Genomic DNA, 23,588 nt, shown 5'->3' with positions numbered 1-23,588 from the left:
GGGAGGATCAGGCGAGCTTCTTGAAGAACAGGCGCACCGAGACTTCATGCTCGATGAAGAGCGTGCTGACCAGTTCCCAGCCCTGCGCGCTCATCTTGTCCAACTCCTGCTGGATGCGGTCGGTGAGCTTGCCCGCGAACATCTTGTACGGGACTTCGATGACCTTGTGGCTCCATCGGTGGTTCATGGCGATTCCTTCTTGCTGTCTTCCGGGTTGGAGCCGGTCTTCGGGAGCCGGCCCGCTTTGCGCAGCGCATCGCGCAGCACGTATTCGATCTGGGCATTCAGCGAGCGAAGCTCGTCGTCGGCCCACCGTTGCGCGGCGGCCAGCACGTCGGCGCTGATGCGCAGCGGGTAGGCCTTCTTGTCCTGCTTCTCGCTCACCGGGGCGTCCCGTTGCGGCGGAGCTGCAGCACCATCGAGACGATCAAGGCATTGACCAGTACCACCATCGCGATGACGGTGCCTGTGGCCAAACGATCATCCTCGCCCGCCCAGTACAGGCCGACGGCGCCGGCCTGGATCGCCAGGCCGATCAGCACCCAGTGCAGGGCCATGCCGCGCGAACGCGGGTCGCGAGCCCGGCTTACCCACGCGCCGATGAAGAGCGCGGGCAGGCCGGAGAGCGCGACGATGAGCGGTGCGAGCGCGTGCATGCGTAACGGCCGGTCAGTAGATCGAGCCGGTGTTGACGATCGGCTGCGTGCCGCGCTCGCCGCACAGCACCACCAGCAGGTTGCTGACCATCTGTGCCTTGCGCTCTTCGTCCAGCTTCACCACATCGTTCTTCTGCAGCTCGGCCAACGCCATTTCCACCATGCCCACCGCGCCGGCGACGATCCGCGTGCGGGCCGCGATCACCGCGTTGGCCTGTTGCCGCTGCAGCATGGCCTGGGCGATTTCCGGTGCGTAGGCGAGGTGGCTGATGCGCGCTTCGATCACGTCCACGCCGGCCTTGCCCAGGCGTTCGGCGATCTGGTCCTGCAGGTGCTGCGAGATCTCCTGCGGATGGCTGCGCAACGCGATCTGGCCTTCCTCGTGCTGGTCGTAGGGATAGCTGGACGCCATCGCACGCAGCGCGGCTTCGGACTGGATGTGCACGAAGCTCTCGTAGTCGTCCACGTTGAAGACGGCCTCGGCCGAGTCCACCACCTGCCAGACGATCACCGCCGCGATCTCGATCGGGCTGCCATCCAGCTCATTGACCTTCAGGCGGCTGCTTTCGAAATTGCGGATGCGCAGCGACACCTTGCGCTTGCTGAAGAAGGGATTGTTCCAGCGCAGGCCGTTGTCCTTCACCGTGCCGACATACTTGCCGAACAGACTGAGCACGGCGGACTGGTTGGGCTCCAGCTTGTACAGGCCGGCCATCAGGAACATCAGCGCGAAGGCGAGCACGGCGGCCACGACCATGTAGGCGGGCTGCTTGTCCGCAGCGCCGGCGATGAACAAGGCGATCACCCCCAGGCCCAGCACCAGCAGACCAAGGAGGGTCGGGATTCCGGGCAGCGACGACTTGGCGTTCTCTTTCATGGTCTTGGTCTCAGGACGGGATCACAGCAGCGACAGGCCGGCACCGAGCGCGAGCAGGGCGACGGAGAGAATGAGCAGGGCGGGGATGACCTTGTGCGCCTGGGAGGGCCAGCGGCGCTGGATCTGGTGGATCACATGGAGCATGGTCGGTCCCCGGCTGGTTGTTGGATTAAAAGATATCAATTTGATATCAGATGTCAACGGCTGGCCGCCGCCGTCCGTCGGGGCGACCGGTACACTGGCGCCCCCTTTTCCGGAACGATCCCATGACCACCCTCGGCACCCCGCTGTCCCCCCATGCGACCCGCGTCCTGCTGCTGGGGTCGGGCGAGCTGGGCAAGGAGGTGGCCATCGAGCTGCAGCGGCTGGGCGTGGAAGTGATCGCCGCCGACCGCTACGCCGACGCCCCGGCCATGCAGGTGGCCCATCGCTCGCACGTGCTGGACATGCTCGACCCAGCCGCCATCCGCGCCCTGATCGCGAAGGAACAGCCGCACCTGGTCGTGCCGGAGATCGAGGCGATCCATACCGAGACGCTGGTGGCGCTGGAAGCGGAAGGCGCAGCACGGGTGATCCCGACCGCGCGCGCCGCGCGCCTGACGATGGACCGCGAAGGCATCCGTCGGCTCGCCGCCGAAACACTGGGCCTGCCCACGTCCCCGTACCGCTTCGTCGACACGGTCGAGGAGTACCGCGAGGCCGTGCGCGATATCGGCCTGCCTTGCGTGGTGAAGCCGGTGATGTCCTCGTCCGGCAAGGGCCAGAGTACGTTGCGCAGCGATGGCGACATCGATCCCGCATGGGACTACGCGCAGACCGGTGGCCGTGCGGGCGCCGGCCGCTGCATCGTCGAAGGCTTCATCGATTTCGAATACGAGATCACCCTGCTGACCGTGCGCCATGCCGATGGCACCGCGTTCTGCGCGCCGATCGGGCATTGGCAGAAGGACGGCGACTACCGCGAAAGCTGGCAGCCGCAACCGATGTCGTCCCGCGCGCTGGAGCGCGCGCAGCAGATCGCGAAGGCGGTGACCGACGACCTGGGCGGATGGGGGCTGTTCGGCGTGGAGCTGTTCGTGAAGGGCGACGAGGTGTGGTTCAGCGAAGTCTCGCCGCGCCCGCACGACACCGGCCTGGTCACGTTGGCATCGCAGGAACTTTCGGAATTCGCGCTGCACGCACGCGCCATCCTCGGCCTGCCGATCCCGGTGATCCGCCAGAGCGGCCCGTCCGCGTCGTGCGCGATGCTGGCGCACGGCCACGGCGTGCCGGTGTTCGGCAACGTGGAAGGCGCGCTGGAAGAACCCGACACTGCGCTGCGCCTGTTCGGCAAGCCGCGCGTCGAAGGCCATCGCCGCGTCGGCGTGACCCTGGCGCGAGGCGAGGACGTCGATGTCGCGCGCTCGAAGGCGCGCGCCGCGGCCGCGGCCATCACCATCGAACTGAAGTGAGGCGCACGCGATGAACGGCCATGGTGGTTACGCGGTGTTCTTCTTCCCGCAGGCGCTCGAGGCACTGGGCGAAGCGATCAAGCCCTACCTCACCAACCAGCCCGAAGGGCCGCACATCTTCTGCAAGGAGATCGATACCGGTGGCGCCTTCACCGAGATGACGCTGGTGGGCAAGGATGCCGAAGGCCACGACGTGCAGGTGGAACTGATGGTGCCCGGCAGCATGATCCGGATGATCGTCTCGGCGCAGAGCGAAGCGCTGTTCGGCTTCGGGCCGCGGGTGACGCCGCCGCCCGGCGCCGCCACGCCACCTACGGCGTGAGGTCCACCCACACGAGGTGATGGTCGCTGCCATCGGCGATGGCGGCGGCCGGGTCGGCTTTTTTCGGCCAGTACACGCCGCTGCCGACCAGGGCGAAGCCGGTCGAGGGCAGCACATAGTCCAGGCGCATGGCGCCCGCGCGCGGACCGAAATCGCCGGTCACGTGCGCCGGCGCGCCACGACGCTGCAGGCCTTTCGCCGCGTAGGCCTGGGCGGTTTCTTCGCCGCCTTCGCTGCGTGGCGTGGCCATCCGCATCACGCGCGGGTGTTCGAGTAGTTCCAGGATGGCATCGTGGTGGCCATCGCCATCCACCGGATCGTTGTTGAGGTCACCGGCGATGACGAAGCGCGCATCCGGAGCGAGGCCGCCGCAGCGGCCCTGGTCGTCGCACAGCCAGGGCTTTTCGCCGGTCGAAAGGTATTCGCCCCAGAGCCGGAGCTCGTCGGCGTTGCGGTGCCCGTTGCGATCCTCGGGCCCGTCGAAGACCGGCGGCGTGGGATGCGAGACCAGGAAATGCACCGTGCCCTGCGGCGTGCGCACCGGCACGTCCCAGTGCGACTTCGACGACAGGCGCAGCTGCGCCCAGATCGCATCCGGATAGAAGCCACGGCCCTTGGCCGGATCGACGGGATTGGTCGCGCCCGGCAGCGTGCTCCAGCGCAGCAGCTGGAACGTGCGCACGTGGGCTTCATCGATCGGATACTTCGACAGCACCAACATGCCGTACTGGCCGGGATGCAGGCCGTAGCCCCACGCATCGTTGCCGCGGTCGCGGCCGGTGCCGCCGACGGTGCCGTTGCCGTCCAGGTCCAGCCCGCTCGGCACGCCGGTGTTCACCGGTGCCAGGTAGCGGTACGGATAGCGCAGGGGCTCGCCGCCCGCAGGCTGGGCGACCTCGAGATAGCGCTGCTGGAACAGATCCGCGGCGCGGTGCGCTTCGTCGAAATCGAACTCGTTGAGCAGCACCAGGTCCGGCCGTACCTTCTGCAGCACGGAGGCGATCTTGCGCGCATGCGCACTGTCGCCTTCGAGCTGGCGGATCACGCCGCCGGCGTCGTCCGAGTACAGCGAGGTGTTGTAGGTGGCCACGCGCAAGGAAGCGGTTTCCGGCGTGGCGCCGTCGTGGTGCGGCGCGGCGCTGCAGGCGGCCAGGGCGAGGATCATCGGAAGCAGGAGGGCAGGGATTCGCATGCCGCCATGATGCCATGCACGGATGACACCCTCGTGCCAGCGGCGCTCACTCGGCGCGGCGCCACTGGCGACCGTCGAAGTGCTCCAGCGGCTGGAAACGGCGCTTGTAGTCCATCTTCCGATGGCCGTCGATCCAGTAGCCGAGATAGAGATGCGAATAGCCGTCGCGCTGCGCCCACTCGATCTGCCGAAGGATCGCGAGCGTGCCCAGGCTGCGCGCTTCCAGTTCCGGCTCGTAGAAGGTGTACACGGCCGAGAGCGCGCCGGGGATCACGTCGGTGACCGCCACCGCGAGCAACTGGCCGTCCTCGCGCAGTTCGACGAAGCGCCCGCGCGACCAGCTGCCGACGAGGAACTGGTCGAACTCCGTCGCGCCATGGTTGTCCATGCCGCCGAGCGGATGCCGGGCCGCCAGATAACGCCGGTACAGTGCCAGATGCTCCTCGCCGCGCAGGGCGGCGACGATGCGCGTCTCGACGCGCGCGTTGCGGGCGGCGCAGCGGCGCTGGCTACGGTCGGGCGCGAAGTCCGCCACCGGGAGGCGGACCGCCACGCAGGCCCGGCACTGACGGCAATGCGGGCGGTAGACGATGTCGCCGGAACGGCGGAACCCCCACGACAACGCATCCGGATACAGCTGTGGAAGGCGCGGGTCGCGCGGGTCCAGCACCAGGTCGCGCGCCACCCGGTCGGGCCAGTAGCCGCACGGATGTTCGCCGGTGTGGAACAGCCGCAGGTCGTCGATGGGGTGGCCGTTCTCGCCCATCATCAACTCCACCGCGCGGCCAGCGGCCAGAAGGCGGCACCCGCCAATGAGCCGGCCAGCGCACCGGCGACAAGATCGCGTGGCGTGTGCCGGTGGAGTGCCAGGCGCGACCACGCGATCGCGGCCGCGAACAACAAGGCCGCCAGCATCCATGCGATGCCGAGCTCGCGCAGCAGCCACGCCGCGAACACCGCGAAGGCCATGTGCAGCGACAGCTTGCACCAGCGCGTCGCGGCCATCGCCACCAGGATCATCGCGGCCGACATCGCCATGCCGAGCGCGAACAGCGGTTGCGTGCCACGCCAGGCCACGAACAACGCGCCGGCGACCAGCGCCACCAGCAGGAAGCGATTGAGGCTGCCTCGCTCGTGCCGCGCGCTGGCATCCACGTGCGCCCAGCGGCCGCGCCGCACTTGCCACCACGAGAATCCCATGACGAGGGCGGCGAACAGGCCGAATCCCAGCGCGGCCCCTGCGGCCGCACCGCGATCGCCCTGCACCAAGGCGATCACCACCACCGCGAGCGGCAGCACCAGCATCGGGTGGCCGGAGATGGACAGCGCACGGGCGAGGGCGTGGGACATGGCCGCAGCATACTGCGGCACCCCCGTCGCGTGGGTCGCGACCGTCCGCCGGCTGAACGCGTCCGTCAGCGCGTCAACCCGGGACGCATGCAGGCGTTTCCCCTGCCAGTGGCGCAGCTCGCGCCGCGTCTTCAGGAGAACATGATGAATCGCAAGACCCTGCTTTTCGTGGCCGTCCTGGCCGCCCTCGGCGCCGGTTCCGCGCTGGCCGCCACCCAGGCGGGCGACGCGCACAAGCCGGCGCGCGCGAGCCTGGACAAGAACAACGATGGCGTGATCGACAAGGCCGAGGCCGCCGCGCATCCGCGCCTGGCCGAACGCTTCGCCGAGCTGGACAAGAACGGCGACGGCAAGCTCAGTGCCGAGGAGCGTCCGCATCGCAAGGGCATGCGCGGCCCCGGCCGCCACGGTGGCGGTGACCGCGGTGGGATCGCCTTCAAGAAGCTCGACGCCGATGGCGACGGCAAGGTGAGCCGGGCCGAAGCCGCGGCCAATCCGAAATTCGCCGAACGCTTCGACACGCTGGACGCCAACAAGGACGGTGCGATCGATCGCGTCGACCGCGAAATGCGCGGCAAGCAGCGCCGCGATGAATGGTTCGCCAAGGCCGACAGCGACAAGGACGGCAAGCTGACCCGTGCCGAGATCGACCACGCCGACGCCGCCCGCCGTGCAGAAGCCCATCAGCGGATGCAGGCCCGCATGGACGAGCGCTTCGCGAGTGTGGATGCGAACAAGGACGGTCGCCTGTCGCGCGACGAGGTGAAGGACGGCCGCCTGGCTTCGCGCTTCGACGCCCTCGACACCAACAAGGACGGCTTCCTGTCCAAGGACGAACTGGCCGCGGGCAAGCCCGCCCGCCGCTGAGGGAAACGACGTGCATCCGGCGGCCATCCGGGTGCACGTCGAGCGGTTCTAGAAAGGCAGGCGGCCCGACATCACCAGGCCTGCGAACAGACCGGCGGTCGCCAGGGTGAATGCCAGCACGCAGCCCCAGATTCGCCAGGTGCGCTGGCGCTGCATGCGGCGGCCTTCGCCCTCGGGGTCGAGCAACAGGTCGCGCGCTTGGCGACGCTGCAGGATCTGCGGCAACCAGCGCCCCGACGTCCAACCAATGATGACCATGTAAGCCAGCGTCAGGACGGTGTGCGGGATCCAGCCGGGCACGCGTGCCAGCGCGCTGATGCCGACGATGAAGAGCAGGATGGCGAGCGTGTTGACGGTGCCGTAGCGCAGCAGTTGGTCGCGTTCGCGCGCGTCCAGCGGATCGCGCAGGTACTTGCGGATGCCGAACCAGACCGCACCGATGCCCACCAGCGTGCCGAACGCGGTCGCACCCAGCGCGCCGCCCATCAACTTGAGCAATCCCTTGCCCGCCACGACACCGCCGGTGCCAAGCACCACCGCGCCCGCCGAGGGCGGTGCCGCGATCGCCAGCATGCCGAGCACTCCGCTGGCGAAGGCCGCCGACGGCGCCGACGTGCGGGCGAATTCGCCGAAGCGCGCCATCAGTTCTTCTCGCACGTACTGGCGTGCGCGCGACAGGCGCTTGCGTACCGCAGCATCGGTGATGCCCAGCAATGACGCGACCTGCTGCGAACGCTGGCCTTCGCGGTAGTACAGCAACAGCACTTCGCGGCTGTCTTCGGGCAGGGCGGCGATCACTTCGCGCGCTGCGGCTTCCTGTTCGGTCTGCAGAAGCGTTTCCGCCGGCGTCGGCGCGGTATCCGCAGCGAGTGTCAGTGCGATCTCGGCGGTTTCGCCGGTCATCGGGCGGCGACGTTGCGCGCGCGGTGGTCACGGGCGAGGTTGCGGGTGATCTCGCGCAGCCACGGCAGGAAGCTGTCGGGGTTCTTCAACGTGGCCAGCTGTCGCCAGCCTTTCAAGAAGGCCTCCTGCGCGATGTCCTCGCTGGCCTGCACGTCGCGCGTGATCGCCAGCGCGATGCCCGTGACCGCGTTCTGGCAGAGCGCCACGACGCGGCCGTACGCGGCCTGGTCGCCACGGGCGGCGGCGGGCAGGGCGTCCCGCAGGGAAAGTTCGATCGCCAGGGTGTCCATCCGGTCTCCATGTTCCGCCCGGTGCTTCCGGGCCATGCAGGCACGACGACCGACCGGCCGAAGTGTGACCCAGCCTGACGGGGAGCGGAACTAGAGGGGCAGGCGCCCCGTCCTGACCAGCACGAACAAGATGGCGCCGATCGCCAGCAGGCTGCTCAGCACGACGGCTTTCCGGCCGATCACGTAGTCGTAGCCGCGTCGACGTTTCGCGTTGGCGGGATAGGCGAGGATCGGGTCCATGATCCGCGGCAGCATGACCAGGTACTGGTAGTTGATCGCGCACATGCCGACCACGGTGACCGTCGCGATCGCCGCCCAGCCGGGCGCGAGCACCGTCGCCAGCATCAGGCAGAACAGCCAGGCCGAACCGGTGACGGTATTGAGCGCCATGAACCGGCGCACCCGCAGCCGTTCCTGCGCGGTCTGGCAGAAACGCGCGAGATACCACCAGGTGAAGGCGTACCCGATCAGTCCGCCGACCACGCCGCCCAGTGCCCCGCCGAGCGCGAACGGATGCTGGGTGATTTGTTCGAAGATCACGCCCAGCGAGCCGCCCGCCACGCCGCCGGTGATGCCGCCGGTGGTCACGCCGCCGGTGCCCAGCTTGCCCAGCCCGAGGCCGCTGCCCAGGACGCCGGTGCCGATCACTGTCGCCGCGCTCGCCGCCGGCATCGCGCCAACCAGCCCACCCAGTACGATCATGGTGAAGGCCGCACCCGGTGCCGTGGAGCGGGCGAACTCGCCGAAGCGCTGCATCAGTTCGTCGCGGACCATGCTGCGCGCGCGCGACAGGCGCTTGCGCACCGCGGCGTCGCTCAGGCCCAGCAATTCGGCGACCTGCTGCGAGCTCTGGCCTTCGCGGTAATACAGCAACAGCGTTTCGCGACTGTCCTCGGGCAGGGCCGAGATGATCTCGGTGGCGACGATCTCTTCTTCCGTCTGCAGCAGGTGTTCGGACGGCGTCGGACCGGGATCGGCGGCCATGCCGATCGCGATCTCCGCGGCCTCACCGGACATCGGCCGGCCATGCTGCGCGCGCAGCCAGTCGCGGGCGAGGTTGCGGGTGATCTGGCGCAGCCAGGGCAGGAAGCTGGCGCTGTTCTTCAACCGGTCGAGCTGCTGCCAGGCCTTCAGGAAAGCTTCCTGCGCGATGTCCTCGCTGGCCTGCACGTCGCGGGTGATCGCCAGCGCGATCGCGGTGACGGTGTTCTGGCAGGCGTGGACGATGCGGCCGTAGGCCTCCTGGCTGCCGCGCGTGGCGGCGGGCAGTTCGGCCTGCAGCATCAGGTCCAGGGCGAGGGTAGTCATGGCGTCAGGATCATCGGGTGGGCTGATGACCCTGACGGGCCGGGAAGACGGATGTGACCGTGCGTGGTCAGCCGCCGGTGGCGGGCTGGATGCGGATGCGGTCTTCCTCGGGCGCCTCGTCCGCGGGGGCGGGCGTCGCGGGTTGTTCCCGTGGCGCCGGGACGGGCGCTGCGGGCGGCGGCACCGGGCGCCGCATCCACATGATGACGGCGGCCAGGGCGATCAGGGCCAGCAGGATCAGGCGGATGCGCCAGGCCCAGGAGCGCTGCGGCGTGGCCGCGGGCTCCTGGTCGCTGCGGAACGTCAGCGTGGAAGCATAGCCAGGGCGCGTGGTTTCCATCAGGCCCGCCTCGCGCAGCAGTTCGCGCGCGCGCGGCTGGTCTTCGGCATGGCGCACCCAGACGGCGGGCTGCAGCTGCGCCTTCACCGGTTCGGTGTAGCTGAACTGCCCGCCGCGCTTGCTGTGGTACGAGCGGCCGTTGCTGATGAAGACCGGAACGCCCGCATCGCTCAAGAGCTTGGCCACGCCTTCGACGGTTTCGATGCGCTGGCTGGAAAAGACTTGCCGCATGGGTATGCCCTCAGTCCTTCGCCGGGACGGCCGAGGCCGCTTCGGCGTCCGGCACCACGCGGATCAGGCCTTCCTGCGCGGTGCTGGCGACCAGACGGCCCTGGCGATCGAAGATCTGCCCGCGCGCCAGTCCGCGCGAGCCGCTCGCGCTGGGGCTGTCGATCGAATAGAGCAGCCAGTCGTCGGCACGGAACGGGCGGTGGAACCACAGCGCGTGGTCCAGCGACGCCATCTGCACGTTCGGCTGGTAGTAGCTGATGCCGTGCGGGTAGGTGGCCGTGCCAAGCAACTGGAAATCCGAGGCATAGGCGAGCAGGGCGCGGTGCAGTTCGGGCGAATCGCCGACCGGCTCGCTCAACCGGAACCAGACCTGCTGGAACGGCGGACGCTTGGGCGGATTCAACTCGTCGCGAGGGTAGACGTGGCGGAATTCGAACGGGCCGCGTCGCGACAGCCAGCGCTGCACCTTCGGCGGCAGCGTGGCCATGACCTCCGCGGGCACCGGCGGCGCGGGCGGGATGTCTTCCGGCTGCGGCACTTCCGGCATCGACAGCTGGTGCTCGGCGCCTTCTTCCTCGGCCTGGAACGAAGCCGCGCAGAAGAAGATCACGCGGCCGTGCTGGATCGCCGTGACGCGACGCACCGAGAAGCTGCCGCCGTCGCGCGTGCGGTCCACTTCGTAGACGATCGGCGCTTCGATGTTGCCGGCACGGAGGAAGTAGGCGTGCAGCGAATGCGCGCGGCGCTCTTCCTCACCACCACCCACCGTGGCCTGTGCAGCCGACAGTGCCTGGCCGAGCACCTGGCCGCCGAACACGTACTTGGTGCCGATATCGCGGCTCTGGCCGCGGAACAGGTTGTCTTCCAGCCGCTCCAGCGACAGCAGTTCGATCAGCTCGGAGACGACGGGTTCGGGTGCGGGCACGGCAGGGCCTGGAGTCTTGGCGAACGGCGATTATACCGGCCGCCCGTGCGCGGCCCGTCAGGGCAGCAGCCGCTCCAGCGGGGTCGTGCGCAGCACCGCGTCCCACGGGAACAGCGGGCCCGGGTCCATCTTGCGCGGCACCAGGACGCCGGGATCGTCGCTGGCGGGCTCGCGCGTGGTGTCGAGGTCCTCGTGGCCGGCGATGTAGCGCAGCGCGGGCAGCGCGTGCCGCAGGTGCGCCAGCAGCGCCGACAGGGCCTCGATCTGTGCATCGGTGTAAGGCTCTTCCATCGACTGGTGGCCCACGGCGAGCCAATCGGGGTAACGGCCGGTGTTCACCAGTTCGATCCCCACCGAGCGCGGGTTGTAGCCACGCACGTGGTGGGCGACGTGTTGCGGGCGCACGTAGACGTGCACGGTGCCGTCGCGATCGATGTAGTAGTGGCCGCTGTTGCCGGTGCCGGAGGCATGCAGGATGCGCTCGCCGTACTCGCGCGCCAGCGCCATGTCCGGCAGCTCGGTGCAGTGGATGACGACCAGGTCGATTTGTTCCAGCGGCCGGACGTCCAGCTTGGCCTCGTAGGGCAACAGGTCGATGACGGGGGTGAAGGGCAGGTCCGTGCGCATGCTTCGATGCTAGCAGGCAGGGCGGGGAACGGGCTGGACACGGGCCGCTCCGGTAAACTGGCGGCCTTTCCCGTCGCACGGGTTTCCCATGCCGCTCAACCCCGAATCCCCGTTGGCCAAGCTCATGGCCACCCTGCCGCGTGCCGGCAAGGTGGAATGGATCGGCCTGCGACCGGCCCGCGACGAGGTCATGGTCTCCACCGACGCCGTCGAAGCCGTCACCGGCGCTGGCCTGGTCGGCGACCGCTACAAGGGCGGCAGCGGCAAGCGCGGGATCACCCTGATCCAGGCCGAGCACCTGCCCGCCATCGCCGCGCTGGCGCAGCGCCCCGACCTGGCGCCTTCGCTGTTGCGCCGTAACGTGGTCGTGTCCGGCATCCCGCTGATCGCGCTGAAGGAGCGTCGTTTCCGCATCGGCACCGCAGTGTTCGAGGGCACGGAAGAATGCGACCCGTGCTCGCGCATGGAAGACGCGCTGGGCCCCGGCGGCTACAACGCGATGCGTGGCCATGGCGGCCTGTGCGCGCGGATCGTCGAAGGTGGTTCGTTCCGCATCGGCGATCCGGTGGAAGCGCTGTGATGCGCGGCCACTGCATCCTGTCGCACGGGTTCGAAAGCGGTCCGGACGCCACCAAGGTCACCGCGCTCGCCGACGTGGCCGAACGCCTGGGCTGGACCCACGAACGCCCGGACTACACCGACCTCGACGCGCGCCGCGATGTCAGTTCGCTCGGCGACGTGGTCGCGCGGCTGGAGCGCCTGCGCTCCCTTGCGCACGCCGCCGCGTCGCGTGGGCCGGTGGTGCTGGCCGGTTCCAGCCTGGGCGCTTACATCGCCGGCCGCATCTCGCTGGAGGTGCCGGTGCGTGGCCTGTTCCTGATGGCGCCGCCGATCAGCATGGGGCCGCTGCCGCTGCTGGACGCCGCGCCGGTCCCTGTTTCGGTCATCCATGGCTGGGACGACGAACTGATCCCCGCGCAGGCCGTGACCGACTGGGCGCATGCACGCCGTGCGCGCCTGCTGCTGGTCAACGACGGGCATCGCCTGTCCGACCATGTCGCCGCTTCGGCGGATGCATTCGGGCAATTGCTCGCCGCTCTCTGACGTATCGAGGTTTCCTTTGAAGTTCTTCGTCTCCTGCGCCAAGGGCCTGGAATATCTGCTCGCCGACGAGCTGCTCGCGCTCGGCGTACCCAAGGCCACCGCCACCATCGCCGGCGTGAATGCCGACGGCGAGCCCGTGGACGCGCAGCGTGCCGTGCTGTGGTCGCGGCTGGCCAGTCGCGTGCTGTGGCCGATCGATGAATTCGAATGCCTGAACGAACAGGCGCTGTACGACGGCGTGATGGCGATGGCGTGGGAAACGCACACGCGGCCGGAACTGACCCTGGCGGTGGATGCGCACGTGTCCGGCGAGGCGATCACCCATGCGCGCTATGCCGCGCAGCGCGTGAAGGATGCCGTGGTCGACCGCCTGCGCCAGCAGGGCCTGGAGCGACCGTCGGTGGATGTCGAACAGCCGGACCTGCGCATCAACCTGTCGCTGCGCAAGAACCGCGCGACGATATCGATCGACCTGGGCGGTGGCCCGATGCATCGTCGTGGCTGGCGCCAGGCGCAGAACGAGGCGCCGTTGAAGGAGAACCTCGCAGCGGCCGTGCTGATGCGCGGTGGCTGGCCGGCGCTGTACCACGACGGCGGCGCGTTGCTCGACCCGATGTGCGGCAGCGGCACGCTGCTGATCGAAGGCGCGCTGATGGCGGCCGATGTCGCGCCCGGTCTGCAGCGCCACGGCCCGGCGCTGCCCACGCGCTGGCTCGGCTTCGATGTCGATGCATGGCGCGCCCTGTTCGCCGACGCCGTGCAGCGCGAAACGGAAGGCCGCAAGGCGCTGAAGCCGGTGTTCTTCGGCAGCGACGTCGACCTGGGCGCGATCCGCGCCGCGCGTGACAACGCGGTGCTCGCCGGTCTCGCGGGCCAGTTGCAGTTCGAGACACGCGATGTCGCCCAGCTATCCACGCGCGAAGAGCCGCGTGGGCTTGTCGTCTGCAATCCCCCCTACGACGAACGGCTCGCCGCCGATGCCGACCTGTACCGCGCGCTCGGCGATGCGCTGCAGCGCGCCGTGCCGCAATGGCGCGCCAGCCTGCTGTGCGGCAATGCCGATCTCGGCTATGCCACCGGTTTGCGCGCGGCCAAGAAGTACCAGCTGTTCAACGGCGCCATCGAGTGTGTGCTGATCGTCTGCGATCCGGTCGCCACGCCCGCCCGCGAACCGCGCGAGGCCAAGCCGCTGTCGGATGGTGCGCAGATGGTCGCCAATCGCCTGCGCAAGAACCTCAAGAAGTTCAAGGCCTGGCGCACGCGCGAAGGCGTCACCTGCTACCGCGCCTACGATGCGGACCTGCCCGAATACGCGGCAGCCATCGACGTCTACGTGGAAGAGGGCGGGCAGGCCCGCACGTTGCTGCACGTGCAGGAATACGCCGCGCCGGCCGCCATTCCCGAGCACGACGTGCGTCGCCGTTTCAGCGAACTGCTGGCCGCCACCCGCGAGGTCTTCGGCGTGCCGCAGGAGCAGATCGCGGTGAAGGCGCGCGAGCGCGGCAAGGGCGGGTCGAAATACGGACGCATGCAGCAGCGCGACGAATTCATCGTCGTGCGCGAGTCGGGCGCGTTGCTGCGGGTCAATCTGTTCGACTACCTCGACACCGGCCTCTTCCTCGATCATCGGCCGCTGCGGCGACGGATGGCGCAGGAAGCGCGCGGCAAGCGGTTCCTCAATCTGTTCTGCTACACCGGCGTGGCCAGCGTGCAGGCCGCGGTCGCGGGTGCGTCGAGCACGACCAGCGTGGACCTGTCGGCGACCTACCTGCAGTGGTGTGCGGACAATCTCGCCGAGAACGGCCTGGGCGGCGCGAAGCATCGCCTCGTGCAGGCCGACGCCGTGCGCTGGCTGGAGGCCGAGCAGGCCGAGTACGACCTGGTCTTCTGTGATCCGCCGACGTTCTCCAACTCCGCGCGCGCCGACGACTTCGACGTGCAGAAGGAGCACGTGCGGCTGTTGCGCGCCGCGGTTGCACGGCTGGCGCCGGGCGGGGTGCTGTACTTCAGCAACAACTTCCGCCGGTTCAAGCTGGACGAGAACGCGGTGGCGGAATTCGCGCGATGCGAGGACATCAGCGCCAGCACGATTCCGCCGGATTTCGAACGCAACGCCCGCATCCACCGCGCGTGGCGGTTGACGCGGGCGTAACGCCGGGCGTCAGCCGACGATCAGGACGAAGTCGCCGCGCTGCGAGGCCATCGACAGCGCCAGCGTGCTGCCCGTCGCGGCGAGGTCGGCCGCCGAGAGGCGCGTGGACGGCGGCTGCGCGCGGTACGACGCATCGTCCGGCAGCGTGTCGCGCACGACATAGCCCATCAGCACGTTGACCAGTTCGCCCAGCGCGTCGAGCGCGAGTTCGTCGTCGCACTGTTCGGGCGACAGCGAGAGCAGGGCGCAGGCCATCGCATGCATGGTGGCGCGGCTGCAGCCCACGCCGACCAGCAGCGACTGGGATGCGGCGGTGATGCGCACATGGGCGGTGAATTCGCAGGCGTCCAGCGCGGCGTCGTCGGCGATGCCGGCGGCCTGGCACTGGCTGCCCACCAGGCGCGGGAACAGGCGGTTGCAGACGCGGATCGCGCTGGTGACCACATCGGCCAGGGTGTGGCCGGCGATGCCGAGCGCCAGCGCGTGGTTGGCTTCGTCCAGATCGCGACGGTGCGCGACCAGCTCGGCCTCCAGTTGTTCGGTCGTCAGCACGCCCTGGTTGACCAGGATCTGGCCGAACAGGGTGCGGCCCTGCTTCTGCGCGGCCAGCAGCACGTCGAGCTGCACGTTGCTCAGCCAGCCCATCTCCAGCGCGATGTCGCCGAAGCGGCGGTCTTCCGCGCGCTGCCGTTCATTGATGCGGCGCGCCTGCGTCGCGTCCAGCATGCCGTGCTGCGTGGCGAGTTCGCCGAGCAGGGGATTGGACGCGCGCTGCGCGTCGAGCGCGGCAAGGAGCTGCCCCGAGGTGATGGTGCCGCGTTCCAGCAGGAACTGGCCCAGGAATTTCGCTGCCATGATGGGTCGTCTCGTACGTAAAGTGGAAGGACGTGCGTGCCGGTCAGGCGACCGCTTCGTGCAGCACGCGATCCATCACTTCCGGATCGATGGGCTTCTGCAGGTAGGACTTCGCGCCCAGCTTCAGGCATTCCTCGATGTCGCTCTGCGCGCCGAGCGAGCTGAGGATCACCACGCGCGCATCCGGGTCCTGCGCGAGGATCTGGCCCAGGGCCTGCTTGCCGTCGCATTCGGGCATCACCAGGTCCATCAGGACCACGTCCGGCTTCAGTGCCTGGTATTGGCTGACGGCTTCAAGGCCGTTGCCGGCCTCGCCCACCACATGGAAGCCGCAATCGTCGAGCTGGCGTGCCGCCAGCATGCGCAGTGCGCGCGAATCATCGCAAAGCAGAACCGTCGGACGTGACGTCATTTCAAGATCCCCCTGTGGATCGTGTTGGCCGCGCAGCGGATGCGACGCGGTTCGACATGTAGGCCGTATCGGCCGATCCGGGGAGTTCTTGAGCGGGAGCGTCAGTGCGCCATGCCGGTAGCCAGCGTTTCCTCGACAAGGCTGAACGCGGAATGCGCACCGCCGCGCGAGCCACCCACGTCCGTGGCGAAATAGACCACGCCCGTGCCGGCCTTGCGGTCGATCCACAGGCCCGAGCGCAGGCCGTAGGCATCGCCGGAGTGGCCGACGCGCGCAACGCCATCACCGAACGGATCGTCGCCGCAGCCTTGTGCCGGTGTGGCCAGGGTCTGCACGGCGAGGCCGTAACGACAGAAGAAGGCCTTGTTCTGCCCGCCGCCGGTGTCTTCTTCATGCGTCACGCCATTGCCGCCGTCGAAGCTCCATTGCGGGGCCACCATCGCGTCGACGCTGGCGGACGACAGCAGGCGCACGCCATCGACTTCGCCGCCGTCGAGCAGCAGGCGGCCGATCTTCGCCAGTCCGTTCGCGGAGATGCGCAGGCCACCCTGCGGCGAGAACAGTGCCCCGTTCTCGCCGGCCTTCCAGCGGGCGAGGTCGCAATCGGCTCCTTCCTCGACGACCACGGCGCAGGCAGGCTTGCCCGTGCGGTTCTCGTCGCGCACCGGTGCGCGGTCGCGATACAGCACCACGGCGCGCGTCGCCGTGGCGGCATCGCAGCTTTCCCAGTTGAAGCAGGCATCCAGCTTCAGCGGTTCCAGCACCAGCCGGCGCATCAGCCGGTCGAAGCGCTCGCCGGTGACGTTCTCCATCGCCATCGCCACCAGCGGGAAATTGAGGTTGGTGTAGCGGAAGTGCGTGCCGGGTGCGTGTGCGTCGTCCCAGGCCTTGGGGTCGTCGAGGATGCCCTTGAGCGGTTGCCCCAGTGGTGTGGCGTAGTAGCCGGCAGCATCGGTCAGGCTGGAGCGGTGCGACAGCAGCAGGCGCAGCGTGATCGGCGTGTCGGGGAAGCGCGGGTGGCGCAGCGTCCAGCCCAGGTAGGTCGAGACGTCGGCATCGAGATCGAGTTTGTCGGCCTCGACCAGCCGCATCACGCCGATCGTGGTCACCAGCTTGGAGATGGAGGCGACGCGCACCGGATCATCAGCGGTGATCTTGCGGCCGGTGGCGAGGTCCGCCATGCCTTCCACATGGGCACTGACGACGCCGTTGCGATCGAAGGCGACGCGCACCTGCGCGACAGGCTCGGCGGCGGACGCCACCGTGGAGGCCGTCAGGCAGGCGAGGCAAACCAGGATGCGGAGGGAACGCAGGGACATCGGCCAGCACCTCGAGGGAACCGGCCCCGACTTTACTTCATCGTCGGCATCACGAACTCGGCGGCATGCGTCTCGGGCCAGCGGGCGGTGATCGTCTTCAATCGCGTGTAGAAACGCACGCCGTCCGGACCGTGCACATGCAGGGGACCGAAGATCGAGCGCTTCCAGCCACCGAAGCTGTGGAATGCCATCGGCACGGGGATCGGCACGTTGATGCCGACCATGCCGGCCTGCACGCGGTGGGCGAATTCGCGCGCCGCGCCGCCGTCGCGGGTGAACACCGCCGTGCCGTTGCCGTATTCGTGCTCGTTGACCAGGCGCAGCGCGGCATCGAGATCCGGCACGCGCATGACGCACAGCACCGGACCGAAGATCTCTTCGCGGTAGATCGTCATCTCCGGCGTGACGCGGTCGAACAGGCAGCCACCGAGGAAGAACCCATCCGCGTGCCCATCGACGACATGGCCGCGGCCATCGACGACCAGGCTCGCGCCTTCCGCAACGCCGGCATCGACATAGCCGCGCACCTTGTCGCGGTGCGCGCCAGTGACCAGCGGGCCCATTTCCGGGTCGAGGCAGCCGGGTCCGATCTTCAGCGCCGCCACTTTCGGAGCCAGCGTCGCTACCAGCGCATCCGCCGTGGCATCACCCACGCAGACCGCGACCGAGATCGCCATGCAGCGCTCGCCGGCCGAGCCGTAGCCGGCCCCCAGCAGCGCGGACACCGCGCCATCCAGGTCGGCATCGGGCAGCACGACCATGTGGTTCTTCGCGCCGCCCAGGGCCTGCACGCGCTTGCCGTTCGCGGAACCGCGCGCATAGATGTATTCGGCGATCGGCGTGGAGCCGACGAAGCTCAGCGCCTGCACGCGCGGTTCGTCGAGCAGCGCGTCCACCGCGGCCTTGTCGCCGTGCACGACATTGAACACGCCATCCGGCAGGCCCGCCTTCTTCAACAGGTCGGCCATGAACAGCGCCGCGGACGGATCGCGCTCCGAGGGTTTCAGCACGAAGGTGTTGCCGCAGGCCAGCGCCACCGGGAACATCCACAGCGGCACCATCGCGGGAAAATTGAACGGCGTGATGCCGGCGACGACGCCGAGCGGCGCGTATTCGCTCCACGAGTCCACATCGCGGCCGACGTTCATCGAGTGCTCGCCCTTGAGCAGGTGCGGGATGCCGCAAGCGAACTCCACCACTTCCAGCCCGCGGGTCACCTCGCCGCGTGCGTCGGAGAGCACCTTGCCGTGCTCGGCCGTGATGATCTTCGCCAGCTCGCCGGCCTGCGCCTCGAGCAGTTCCTTGAAGCGGAACATCACCCGCGCGCGGTTCAACGGGGTCGTGGCGGCCCACGCGGGAAAGGCGGCGGACGCCGCGTCCACCGCCTGCTTCACGTCGTCGGCCGAGGCCAGCGGCACGCGCGCGGTGACGGTGCCGGTGGCGGGGTCGAACACATCGCCGTGGCGGCCGCTGCCGCCTTCCACCCGCTGTCCGTTGAAGAAATGGTGCAGCGGGTGGCTCATGCGATGCTCCTCAGGGTCGGATCAGGCCAGCGCCTCGCGCGCCGGCACGTAGGTGTAGCCCAGGTCGTCGGCGACCGCCTTGTAGGTGATCTTGCCGGCGTGCACGTTCAGGCCGTTGAGCAGGTGCTCGTCGTCCAGCAGCGCCTGCTTCGCGCCCTTGTTCGCCAGCTGCACCGCGAAGGGCAGGGTGGCGTTGGTCAGCGCGAAGGTGGACGTGCGGGCGACGCCGCCCGGCATGTTGGCCACGCAGTAGTGGATGATGCCGTCGACTTCGTACGTGGGGTTCTGGTGGGTGGTGGCCTTCGAGGTCTCGAAGCAGCCGCCCTGGTCGATCGCCACGTCCACCAGCACCGAACCCGGGCGCATCAGCTTCAACTGGTCGCGCGAGACGAGCTTGGGTGCGGCGGCACCGGGGATCAGCACTGCACCGATCACCAGGTCGGTATCGGGCAGGCGTTCCTCGATGGCATCGCGGGTGGAGTAGATCGTGGTCAGCTGGTGGCCGTACAACTCGTCCAGATACTTCAGGCGGTCGAGCGAACGGTCGAGGATGGTGACGTGCGCGTTCATGCCCATCGCCATGCGTGCGGCGTTGATGCCGACCACGCCGCCGCCGATCACCAGTACTTCGGCCGGCTTCACCCCGGGCACGCCGCCGAGCAGCACGCCGGAACCGCCCTGCGCCTTCTCCAGCGCGTGCGCGCCGGCCTGGATCGACATGCGGCCGGCGACTTCCGACATCGGCGCCAGCAGCGGCAGGCCGCCCTTGCGGTCGGTGACGGTTTCGTAGGCGATGCAGGTAGCGCCGGAGGCGACCAGCGCCTTGGTCTGCTCCGGATCGGGCGCGAGGTGCAGATAGGTGTAGAGCACCTGGCCGGGGCGCAGCATGGCGCACTCGTTCGGCTGGGGCTCCTTCACCTTGATGATCATGTCGGCGCGGGCAAAGATCTCCGCCGCGGTGTCGACGATCTCCGCGCCGGCCTTGATGTATTGATCGTCGGTCAGGCCGATGGCCTTGCCGCCGTCGCGCTGGACGATGACCTGGTGGCCATTCGAGACCAGTTCGCGCGCACCGGACGGCGTAAGGCCGATGCGGTATTCGTGGTTTTTGATTTCCTTGGGGACGCCGATCAGCATGTTGCTCTCCAGTAGCGGGAAGGGGCTTCGCGCGAGGGGGAGCGCTGGGGCCGTTGGTCCGTAATTTTACGCGGTTGCCCGTATGGTGTCCGCCAGAATGTTCACGATCCGGTCGATGTGGTCCTTCTCCACGATCAGCGGGGGCGACAGGGCGATCACGTCGCCGGTCACCCGGGTCAGCAGGTGGCCTTCATGGAAGGCGCGGGCAAAAACGTCGTAGGCCCGGGTGCCGGGCGCACCCGCGCGCGGCGCGAGTTCGATGGCGCCGACCAGGCCGAAGTTGCGGATGTCGATCACGTTCGGCAGGCCCTTCAACGAATGCAGGGCCTCCTGCCAGTAGTCGCCCAGGCTGAGCGCCTTGTCGAACAGGTTTTCCTCTTCGTACGTGTCCAGCGTGGCGAGCGCGGCGGCGCAGGCCAGCGGATGACCGGAGTAGGTGTAGCCATGGAACATGTCGATGGCGTTGTCGGGCCCGCTCATGAAGGCATCGAACAGGCGCTCGGAGACGAACGTGGCGCCCATCGGCACACAGCCGTTGGTGATGCCCTTGGCGGCGGTGATCATGTCCGGGGTGACGCCGAAGCGCTGCGCACCGAAGGCATGGCCGACGCGGCCGAAGCCGGTGATGACCTCATCGAAGATCAGCAGGATGCCGTGCTTGTCGCAGATATCGCGCAGCCGCTGCAGGTAGCCCTGCGGCGGGATGACCACGCCGGCCGAGCCGGAGATCGGCTCGACGATGACCGCCGCGATCGTGGAGGCGTCGTACAGCGCGATCTGGCGCTCGAGATCCTCGGCCAGTTCGATGCCGTGCGGCGGCAAGCCCTTCGAGAACGCATTGCGCGACACGTCCAGCGTGTGGCGGATGTGCGAGACCGCGGGCAGGCCAGGGCCGAACCACTTGCGGTTGTTCGGCAGGCCGCCCACCGACATGCCGCCGAAGCCGACGCCGTGGTAGCCCTTCTCTCGGCCGATGAAGCGCGTGCGCTGGCCTTCGCCGCGCACGCGGTGGTAGGCCAGGGCGATCTTCAGCGCACTGTCGACCGCTTCCGAGCCGGAATTGCTGAAGAACACCTTGTTGAGGTCGCCCGGCGCAAGCGCGGCCAAGCGCTCGGCCAGCTTGAACGGCAGCGGCGAGCTCATCGAGAAGTTGGGCGCGAAGTCGAGCGTGCCGATCTGCTGCTTCACGGCCTCGACAATGCGCGGCCGTGAATGGCCGGCGTTGCAGCACCACAGTCCGGCCGTGGCATCCAGCACCTCGTTGCCGTCGACATCCTTGTAGTACATGCCCGACGCGCTGGCGAGCAGCCGCGGCTTGGCCTTGAACTGCTTGTTGGCCGTGAACGGCATCCAGAAGTGGTCGAGCGAGGCGGGCGCCTCGAGGTTCTGGCGGGCGTAGTGATCGGCCAGGGCGCGGGAAGAAGTGTCGTCGGCGCTCATCGCGGCTCCAGGGGGGCGGGGCGGATGGGCGCAGCTTAACGCGTTGAAAAAACTTTACAACCGTGCCGAAGGTCGGATTCGCCGCGCTGCCCCGGCCCCGGCCCGCCTTCGTTCATCCGCCTGCCGAATACCACGGTGAACCCGGATTGACCGGTCTGCCCCGGGGTGTAAAGTATCCCGCAACACTTTCCGCTTTCCTGCCAGGGTGGTGATGGACATCGGCGCGCGCCTGCAACTGGTCCGCAAATCCAAAGGCCTCAGCCAGCGCGAGCTGGCCAAGCGCGTGGGCGTCACCAACAGCACCATCTCGCTGATCGAACAGAACAAGGTCAGCCCCTCGGTCAGTTCGCTGAAGAAGGTGCTGGACGGCATCCCGATCTCGCTGGCCGATTTCTTCACCCTGGACCTGGAGAAAGGGCTGCCCGACAGCCCGTTCTATGTCGCCGACGAGCTGCCGGACGTGGGCAGCAACGGCATCCACTACTTCCTCGTGGGCCAGCATCGCCCGCAGCGTCAGATGTGCATCCTGCGCGAAGTGATGCCGCCCGGCAGCGATACCGGCGACAGCATGCTGTTGCACGACGGCGAAGAGGGCGGCGTGGTGATCGCCGGCGAGGTGGAAGTCACCGTCGGCGAGCAGGTCCGCGTGCTGAAGGCCGGCGAGGGCTACTACTTCGAAAGCCGTACGCCGCATCGCTTCCGCAATGTCGGCGATGTCGATGCGGTGATCGTCAGCGCGAACACACCTGCCACGTTCTGAGCTTTTCCTTCTTACCGCCGGAGCCCCCATGAGCAACCCCCGCACGCAACAGGACTGGCAGGCCATGGCCGGCGCGCTGTCGATCCGCACGCAGGCTTTCATCGACGGGACGTACGTCGATGCCGCCTCGGGCAAGACCTTCGACTGCGTCAGCCCGATCGACGGCCGCGTGCTGGGCCGGGTGGCCGATGGACAGGAAGAAGACATCAATCGCGCCGTCGCCGCTGCGCGCCGCAGCTTCGATGCGGGCGCGTGGTCCAACGCGCGTCCGACCCATCGCAAGAAGGTACTGCTCAAGCTCACCCAACTGATCGAACAGCATGCCGACGAACTGGCATTGCTGGAATCGCTCGACATGGGCAAGCCGGTCGGCGACGCGCGCAGCGTCGACGTCGCCGCGACCATCCGCTGCATGGGCTGGACCGCCGAGGCGCTGGACAAGGTCTACGGCGAAGTCGCCGCGACCGGTCAGGACGAGCTGGGCCTGGTGACGCGCGAACCGCTGGGCGTGATCGGCGCGATCGTGCCGTGGAATTTCCCGCTGCTGATGGCCACGTGGAAACTGGCCCCGGCGCTGGCGATGGGCAACTCGATCGTGCTGAAGCCCTCGGAGAAGTCGCCGCTCACGGCGATCCGCCTGGCCGAGCTGGCGATCGAAGCGGGCATCCCCGCCGGCGTGCTCAACGTGGTGCCGGGCTTCGGCAAGACCGCCGGCGAACCGCTGGCGCTGCACATGGACGTGGACGGGCTGGTGTTCACCGGTTCCACTGCGGTCGGAAAGCGCCTGCTGCAATGCGCGGGCCTGTCGAACATGAAGCGTGCGTACATGGAGTGCGGCGGCAAGAGCCCGAACATCGTGTTCGCCGATGCGCACGACCTCGAGGTGGCGGCGAAGGCCGCGGCCGGCGGCATCTTCTACAACCAGGGCGAAGTCTGCACCGCGGCCTCTCGCCTGCTGGTGGAACGCTCGATCAAGGATGAGTTCGTCGCCCGCGTGGTCGAAGCCGGCAAGGCCATGCGCCCCCGCCATCCGCTCGACCCCGGCGCGCCGATGGGCGCGATGGTCGATGAAGGCCAGACGCAGCGCGTGCTCGACTACATCGAGAAGGGCAAGGCCGAGGGCGCCCGTCTGGCGCTGGGTGGCCTGCGCGCCGACGTGGTGAGCGGCGGCTGCTACATCGAGCCGACCGTGTTCGACGACGTCGCGCACGACCACACGATCAGCCGCGAAGAGATCTTCGGGCCGGTGCTGTCGGTGATCGCATTCGACAGCGAAGAAGAAGCGTTGCGGATGGCCAACGACAGCGAGTACGGACTGGCGGCCGGCGTGTGGACGCGCGACATCAGCCGTGCCCACCGCGTGGCGCGCAAGCTGCGTGCGGGCAGCGTCTGGGTGAACTACTGGGACGGCGGCGACATGACCGCGCCGTTCGGCGGCTACAAGCAGTCCGGCAACGGGCGCGACAAGTCGCTGCACGCCTTCGACAAGTACACCGAGATCAAGGCCACCTGGATCAACCTGGGCAGTTGATCCCGCCTCCACAGCG

At 68.5% G+C, this 23,588-nt stretch carries 26 protein-coding genes and 2 pseudogenes; 9 read left to right on the top strand and 19 right to left on the bottom strand.

Features of this window, described 5'->3' with window-relative positions; all coding sequences use genetic code 11:
• Positions 1–7 precede the first annotated feature (7 nt).
• From ACSION_RS14155 to ACSION_RS14135, 5 genes are read right to left on the bottom strand one after another with little or no spacing between them, the layout of a single operon-like run.
• Entirely contained in the window at positions 8–187 is a 180-nt protein-coding gene (locus tag ACSION_RS14155) for a DUF4177 domain-containing protein (protein WP_435306412.1), read from the bottom strand.
• Positions 184–384 carry a hypothetical protein gene (locus tag ACSION_RS14150; RefSeq protein WP_056881396.1) on the bottom strand — a complete coding sequence of 67 codons (201 nt, stop codon included), beginning with the start codon at positions 382–384 and terminating at the stop codon, positions 184–186. The genes ACSION_RS14155 and ACSION_RS14150 overlap by 4 nt, the downstream gene beginning before the upstream one ends.
• Entirely contained in the window at positions 381–656 is a 276-nt protein-coding gene (locus ACSION_RS14145) for a hypothetical protein (RefSeq protein WP_435306411.1), read from the bottom strand. The genes ACSION_RS14150 and ACSION_RS14145 overlap by 4 nt, the downstream gene beginning before the upstream one ends.
• 13 nt (positions 657–669) lie before the next feature.
• Positions 670–1,533, bottom strand: a complete 864-nt coding sequence (locus ACSION_RS14140) for an SPFH domain-containing protein (RefSeq protein WP_435306410.1) — start codon at positions 1,531–1,533, stop codon at positions 670–672.
• A gap of 21 nt (positions 1,534–1,554) precedes the next feature.
• Complete coding sequence (locus ACSION_RS14135; protein ID WP_255357666.1) at positions 1,555–1,677, bottom strand: hypothetical protein; 123 nt, start codon at positions 1,675–1,677, stop codon at positions 1,555–1,557.
• Between the two features lie 122 nt (positions 1,678–1,799).
• Between ACSION_RS14135 and purT the strand changes: the two genes are divergently transcribed.
• Both purT and ACSION_RS14125 read left to right on the top strand, forming a co-directional pair.
• Positions 1,800–2,984 carry a formate-dependent phosphoribosylglycinamide formyltransferase gene (gene purT, locus ACSION_RS14130; protein WP_435306409.1) on the top strand — a complete coding sequence of 395 codons (1,185 nt, stop codon included), beginning with the start codon at positions 1,800–1,802 and terminating at the stop codon, positions 2,982–2,984.
• Positions 2,985–2,994: 10 nt separating this feature from the next.
• On the top strand, positions 2,995–3,306 hold the full coding sequence (locus ACSION_RS14125) for a hypothetical protein (RefSeq protein WP_435306408.1): 312 nt from the start codon (positions 2,995–2,997) through the stop codon (positions 3,304–3,306).
• Here ACSION_RS14125 and ACSION_RS14120 read toward each other — a convergent pair.
• Genes ACSION_RS14120 through ACSION_RS14110 form a run of 3 tightly spaced genes read right to left on the bottom strand, consistent with a single transcriptional unit; the run spans position 3,296 to position 5,848 of the window.
• On the bottom strand, positions 3,296–4,498 hold the full coding sequence (locus ACSION_RS14120; RefSeq protein ID WP_435306407.1) for an endonuclease/exonuclease/phosphatase family protein: 1,203 nt from the start codon (positions 4,496–4,498) through the stop codon (positions 3,296–3,298). The genes ACSION_RS14125 and ACSION_RS14120 overlap by 11 nt on opposite strands.
• Positions 4,499–4,544: 46 nt before the next feature.
• Positions 4,545–5,264 (bottom strand): arginyltransferase, encoded by a 720-nt coding sequence (locus tag ACSION_RS14115; RefSeq protein ID WP_093486917.1) that lies wholly within the window; start codon positions 5,262–5,264, stop codon positions 4,545–4,547.
• Positions 5,265–5,266: 2 nt separating this feature from the next.
• Entirely contained in the window at positions 5,267–5,848 is a 582-nt protein-coding gene (locus ACSION_RS14110) for a hypothetical protein (RefSeq protein WP_435306406.1), read from the bottom strand.
• A gap of 141 nt (positions 5,849–5,989) precedes the next feature.
• Here ACSION_RS14110 and ACSION_RS14105 point away from each other — a divergent pair.
• A pseudogene (locus ACSION_RS14105) lies at positions 5,990–6,613 on the top strand (hypothetical protein); the annotation flags it as partial.
• On the top strand, positions 6,611–6,715 hold the full coding sequence (locus tag ACSION_RS14100; RefSeq protein WP_435306718.1) for a hypothetical protein: 105 nt from the start codon (positions 6,611–6,613) through the stop codon (positions 6,713–6,715). The pseudogene ACSION_RS14105 and the gene ACSION_RS14100, both read left to right, overlap by 3 nt.
• Before the next feature lie 417 nt (positions 6,716–7,132).
• On the opposite strand, the pseudogene ACSION_RS14095 reads toward ACSION_RS14100, so the two are convergent.
• The 5 genes and pseudogenes from ACSION_RS14095 to ACSION_RS14075 all read right to left on the bottom strand — a co-directional run.
• Positions 7,133–7,908: pseudogene (locus ACSION_RS14095) on the bottom strand (RNA polymerase sigma factor); the annotation flags it as partial.
• Positions 7,909–7,998: 90 nt separating this feature from the next.
• Entirely contained in the window at positions 7,999–9,216 is a 1,218-nt protein-coding gene (locus ACSION_RS14090; RefSeq protein ID WP_435306405.1) for an RNA polymerase sigma factor, read from the bottom strand.
• Positions 9,217–9,283: 67 nt separating this feature from the next.
• Positions 9,284–9,787, bottom strand: a complete 504-nt coding sequence (locus tag ACSION_RS14085) for a putative signal transducing protein (RefSeq protein ID WP_435306404.1) — start codon at positions 9,785–9,787, stop codon at positions 9,284–9,286.
• A 10-nt stretch (positions 9,788–9,797) separates the two neighbouring features.
• Complete coding sequence (tesB, locus tag ACSION_RS14080) at positions 9,798–10,712, bottom strand: acyl-CoA thioesterase II (protein ID WP_093486904.1); 915 nt, start codon at positions 10,710–10,712, stop codon at positions 9,798–9,800.
• 57 nt (positions 10,713–10,769) lie between these two features.
• On the bottom strand, positions 10,770–11,339 hold the full coding sequence (locus tag ACSION_RS14075; RefSeq protein WP_435306403.1) for an N-acetylmuramoyl-L-alanine amidase: 570 nt from the start codon (positions 11,337–11,339) through the stop codon (positions 10,770–10,772).
• 88 nt (positions 11,340–11,427) lie between these two features.
• On the opposite strand from ACSION_RS14075, the gene ACSION_RS14070 reads away from it, so the two are divergent.
• The 3 genes from ACSION_RS14070 to rlmKL are packed head-to-tail and all read left to right on the top strand — an operon-like array spanning position 11,428 to position 14,595.
• The gene (locus ACSION_RS14070) at positions 11,428–11,919 is read left to right on the top strand and encodes an MOSC domain-containing protein (protein WP_435306402.1); all 492 of its coding nucleotides are present in this window, start codon (positions 11,428–11,430) and stop codon (positions 11,917–11,919) included.
• Positions 11,916–12,443 (top strand): YqiA/YcfP family alpha/beta fold hydrolase, encoded by a 528-nt coding sequence (locus ACSION_RS14065; RefSeq protein WP_093489487.1) that lies wholly within the window; start codon positions 11,916–11,918, stop codon positions 12,441–12,443. The genes ACSION_RS14070 and ACSION_RS14065 overlap by 4 nt, the downstream gene beginning before the upstream one ends.
• 16 nt (positions 12,444–12,459) lie before the next feature.
• On the top strand, positions 12,460–14,595 hold the full coding sequence (gene rlmKL, locus ACSION_RS14060) for a bifunctional 23S rRNA (guanine(2069)-N(7))-methyltransferase RlmK/23S rRNA (guanine(2445)-N(2))-methyltransferase RlmL (protein WP_435306401.1): 2,136 nt from the start codon (positions 12,460–12,462) through the stop codon (positions 14,593–14,595).
• 9 nt (positions 14,596–14,604) lie between these two features.
• Here rlmKL and ACSION_RS14055 read toward each other — a convergent pair whose 3' ends face one another.
• The 6 genes from ACSION_RS14055 to ACSION_RS14030 all read right to left on the bottom strand — a co-directional run bounded on the left by ACSION_RS14055 (position 14,605) and on the right by ACSION_RS14030 (position 21,281).
• A complete protein-coding gene (locus ACSION_RS14055; RefSeq protein WP_435306400.1) occupies positions 14,605–15,450 on the bottom strand; it encodes a chemotaxis protein CheX in 846 nt (281 codons plus the stop codon).
• 43 nt (positions 15,451–15,493) lie between these two features.
• Positions 15,494–15,862, bottom strand: a complete 369-nt coding sequence (locus ACSION_RS14050) for a response regulator (RefSeq protein WP_093486894.1) — start codon at positions 15,860–15,862, stop codon at positions 15,494–15,496.
• 101 nt (positions 15,863–15,963) lie between these two features.
• Positions 15,964–17,181 (bottom strand): serine hydrolase domain-containing protein, encoded by a 1,218-nt coding sequence (locus tag ACSION_RS14045; RefSeq protein WP_435306399.1) that lies wholly within the window; start codon positions 17,179–17,181, stop codon positions 15,964–15,966.
• Positions 17,182–17,213: 32 nt separating this feature from the next.
• Positions 17,214–18,704 carry a CoA-acylating methylmalonate-semialdehyde dehydrogenase gene (locus ACSION_RS14040; protein WP_435306398.1) on the bottom strand — a complete coding sequence of 497 codons (1,491 nt, stop codon included), beginning with the start codon at positions 18,702–18,704 and terminating at the stop codon, positions 17,214–17,216.
• A 21-nt stretch (positions 18,705–18,725) separates the two neighbouring features.
• Positions 18,726–19,841 carry an alanine dehydrogenase gene (gene ald / locus ACSION_RS14035; RefSeq protein ID WP_435306397.1) on the bottom strand — a complete coding sequence of 372 codons (1,116 nt, stop codon included), beginning with the start codon at positions 19,839–19,841 and terminating at the stop codon, positions 18,726–18,728.
• Between the two features lie 66 nt (positions 19,842–19,907).
• The gene (locus ACSION_RS14030) at positions 19,908–21,281 is read right to left on the bottom strand and encodes an aspartate aminotransferase family protein (RefSeq protein ID WP_435306396.1); all 1,374 of its coding nucleotides are present in this window, start codon (positions 21,279–21,281) and stop codon (positions 19,908–19,910) included.
• Between the two features lie 211 nt (positions 21,282–21,492).
• On the opposite strand from ACSION_RS14030, the gene ACSION_RS14025 reads away from it, so the two are divergent.
• Both ACSION_RS14025 and ACSION_RS14020 read left to right on the top strand, forming a co-directional pair.
• Positions 21,493–22,041: a cupin domain-containing protein gene (locus tag ACSION_RS14025; protein WP_435306395.1), complete on the top strand. Its 549-nt coding sequence runs from the start codon at positions 21,493–21,495 to the stop codon at positions 22,039–22,041.
• Positions 22,042–22,069: 28 nt separating this feature from the next.
• A complete protein-coding gene (locus tag ACSION_RS14020; protein WP_435306394.1) occupies positions 22,070–23,572 on the top strand; it encodes an aldehyde dehydrogenase in 1,503 nt (500 codons plus the stop codon).
• The last annotated feature ends 16 nt before the right edge of the window (positions 23,573–23,588 follow it).

Origin of the sequence: Pseudoxanthomonas sp. LjRoot125 (assembly GCF_964252705.1) — a bacterium.
GTDB lineage: Bacteria > Pseudomonadota > Gammaproteobacteria > Xanthomonadales > Xanthomonadaceae > Pseudoxanthomonas_A.
This window is presented reverse-complemented; position numbering and strand designations above follow the sequence as displayed.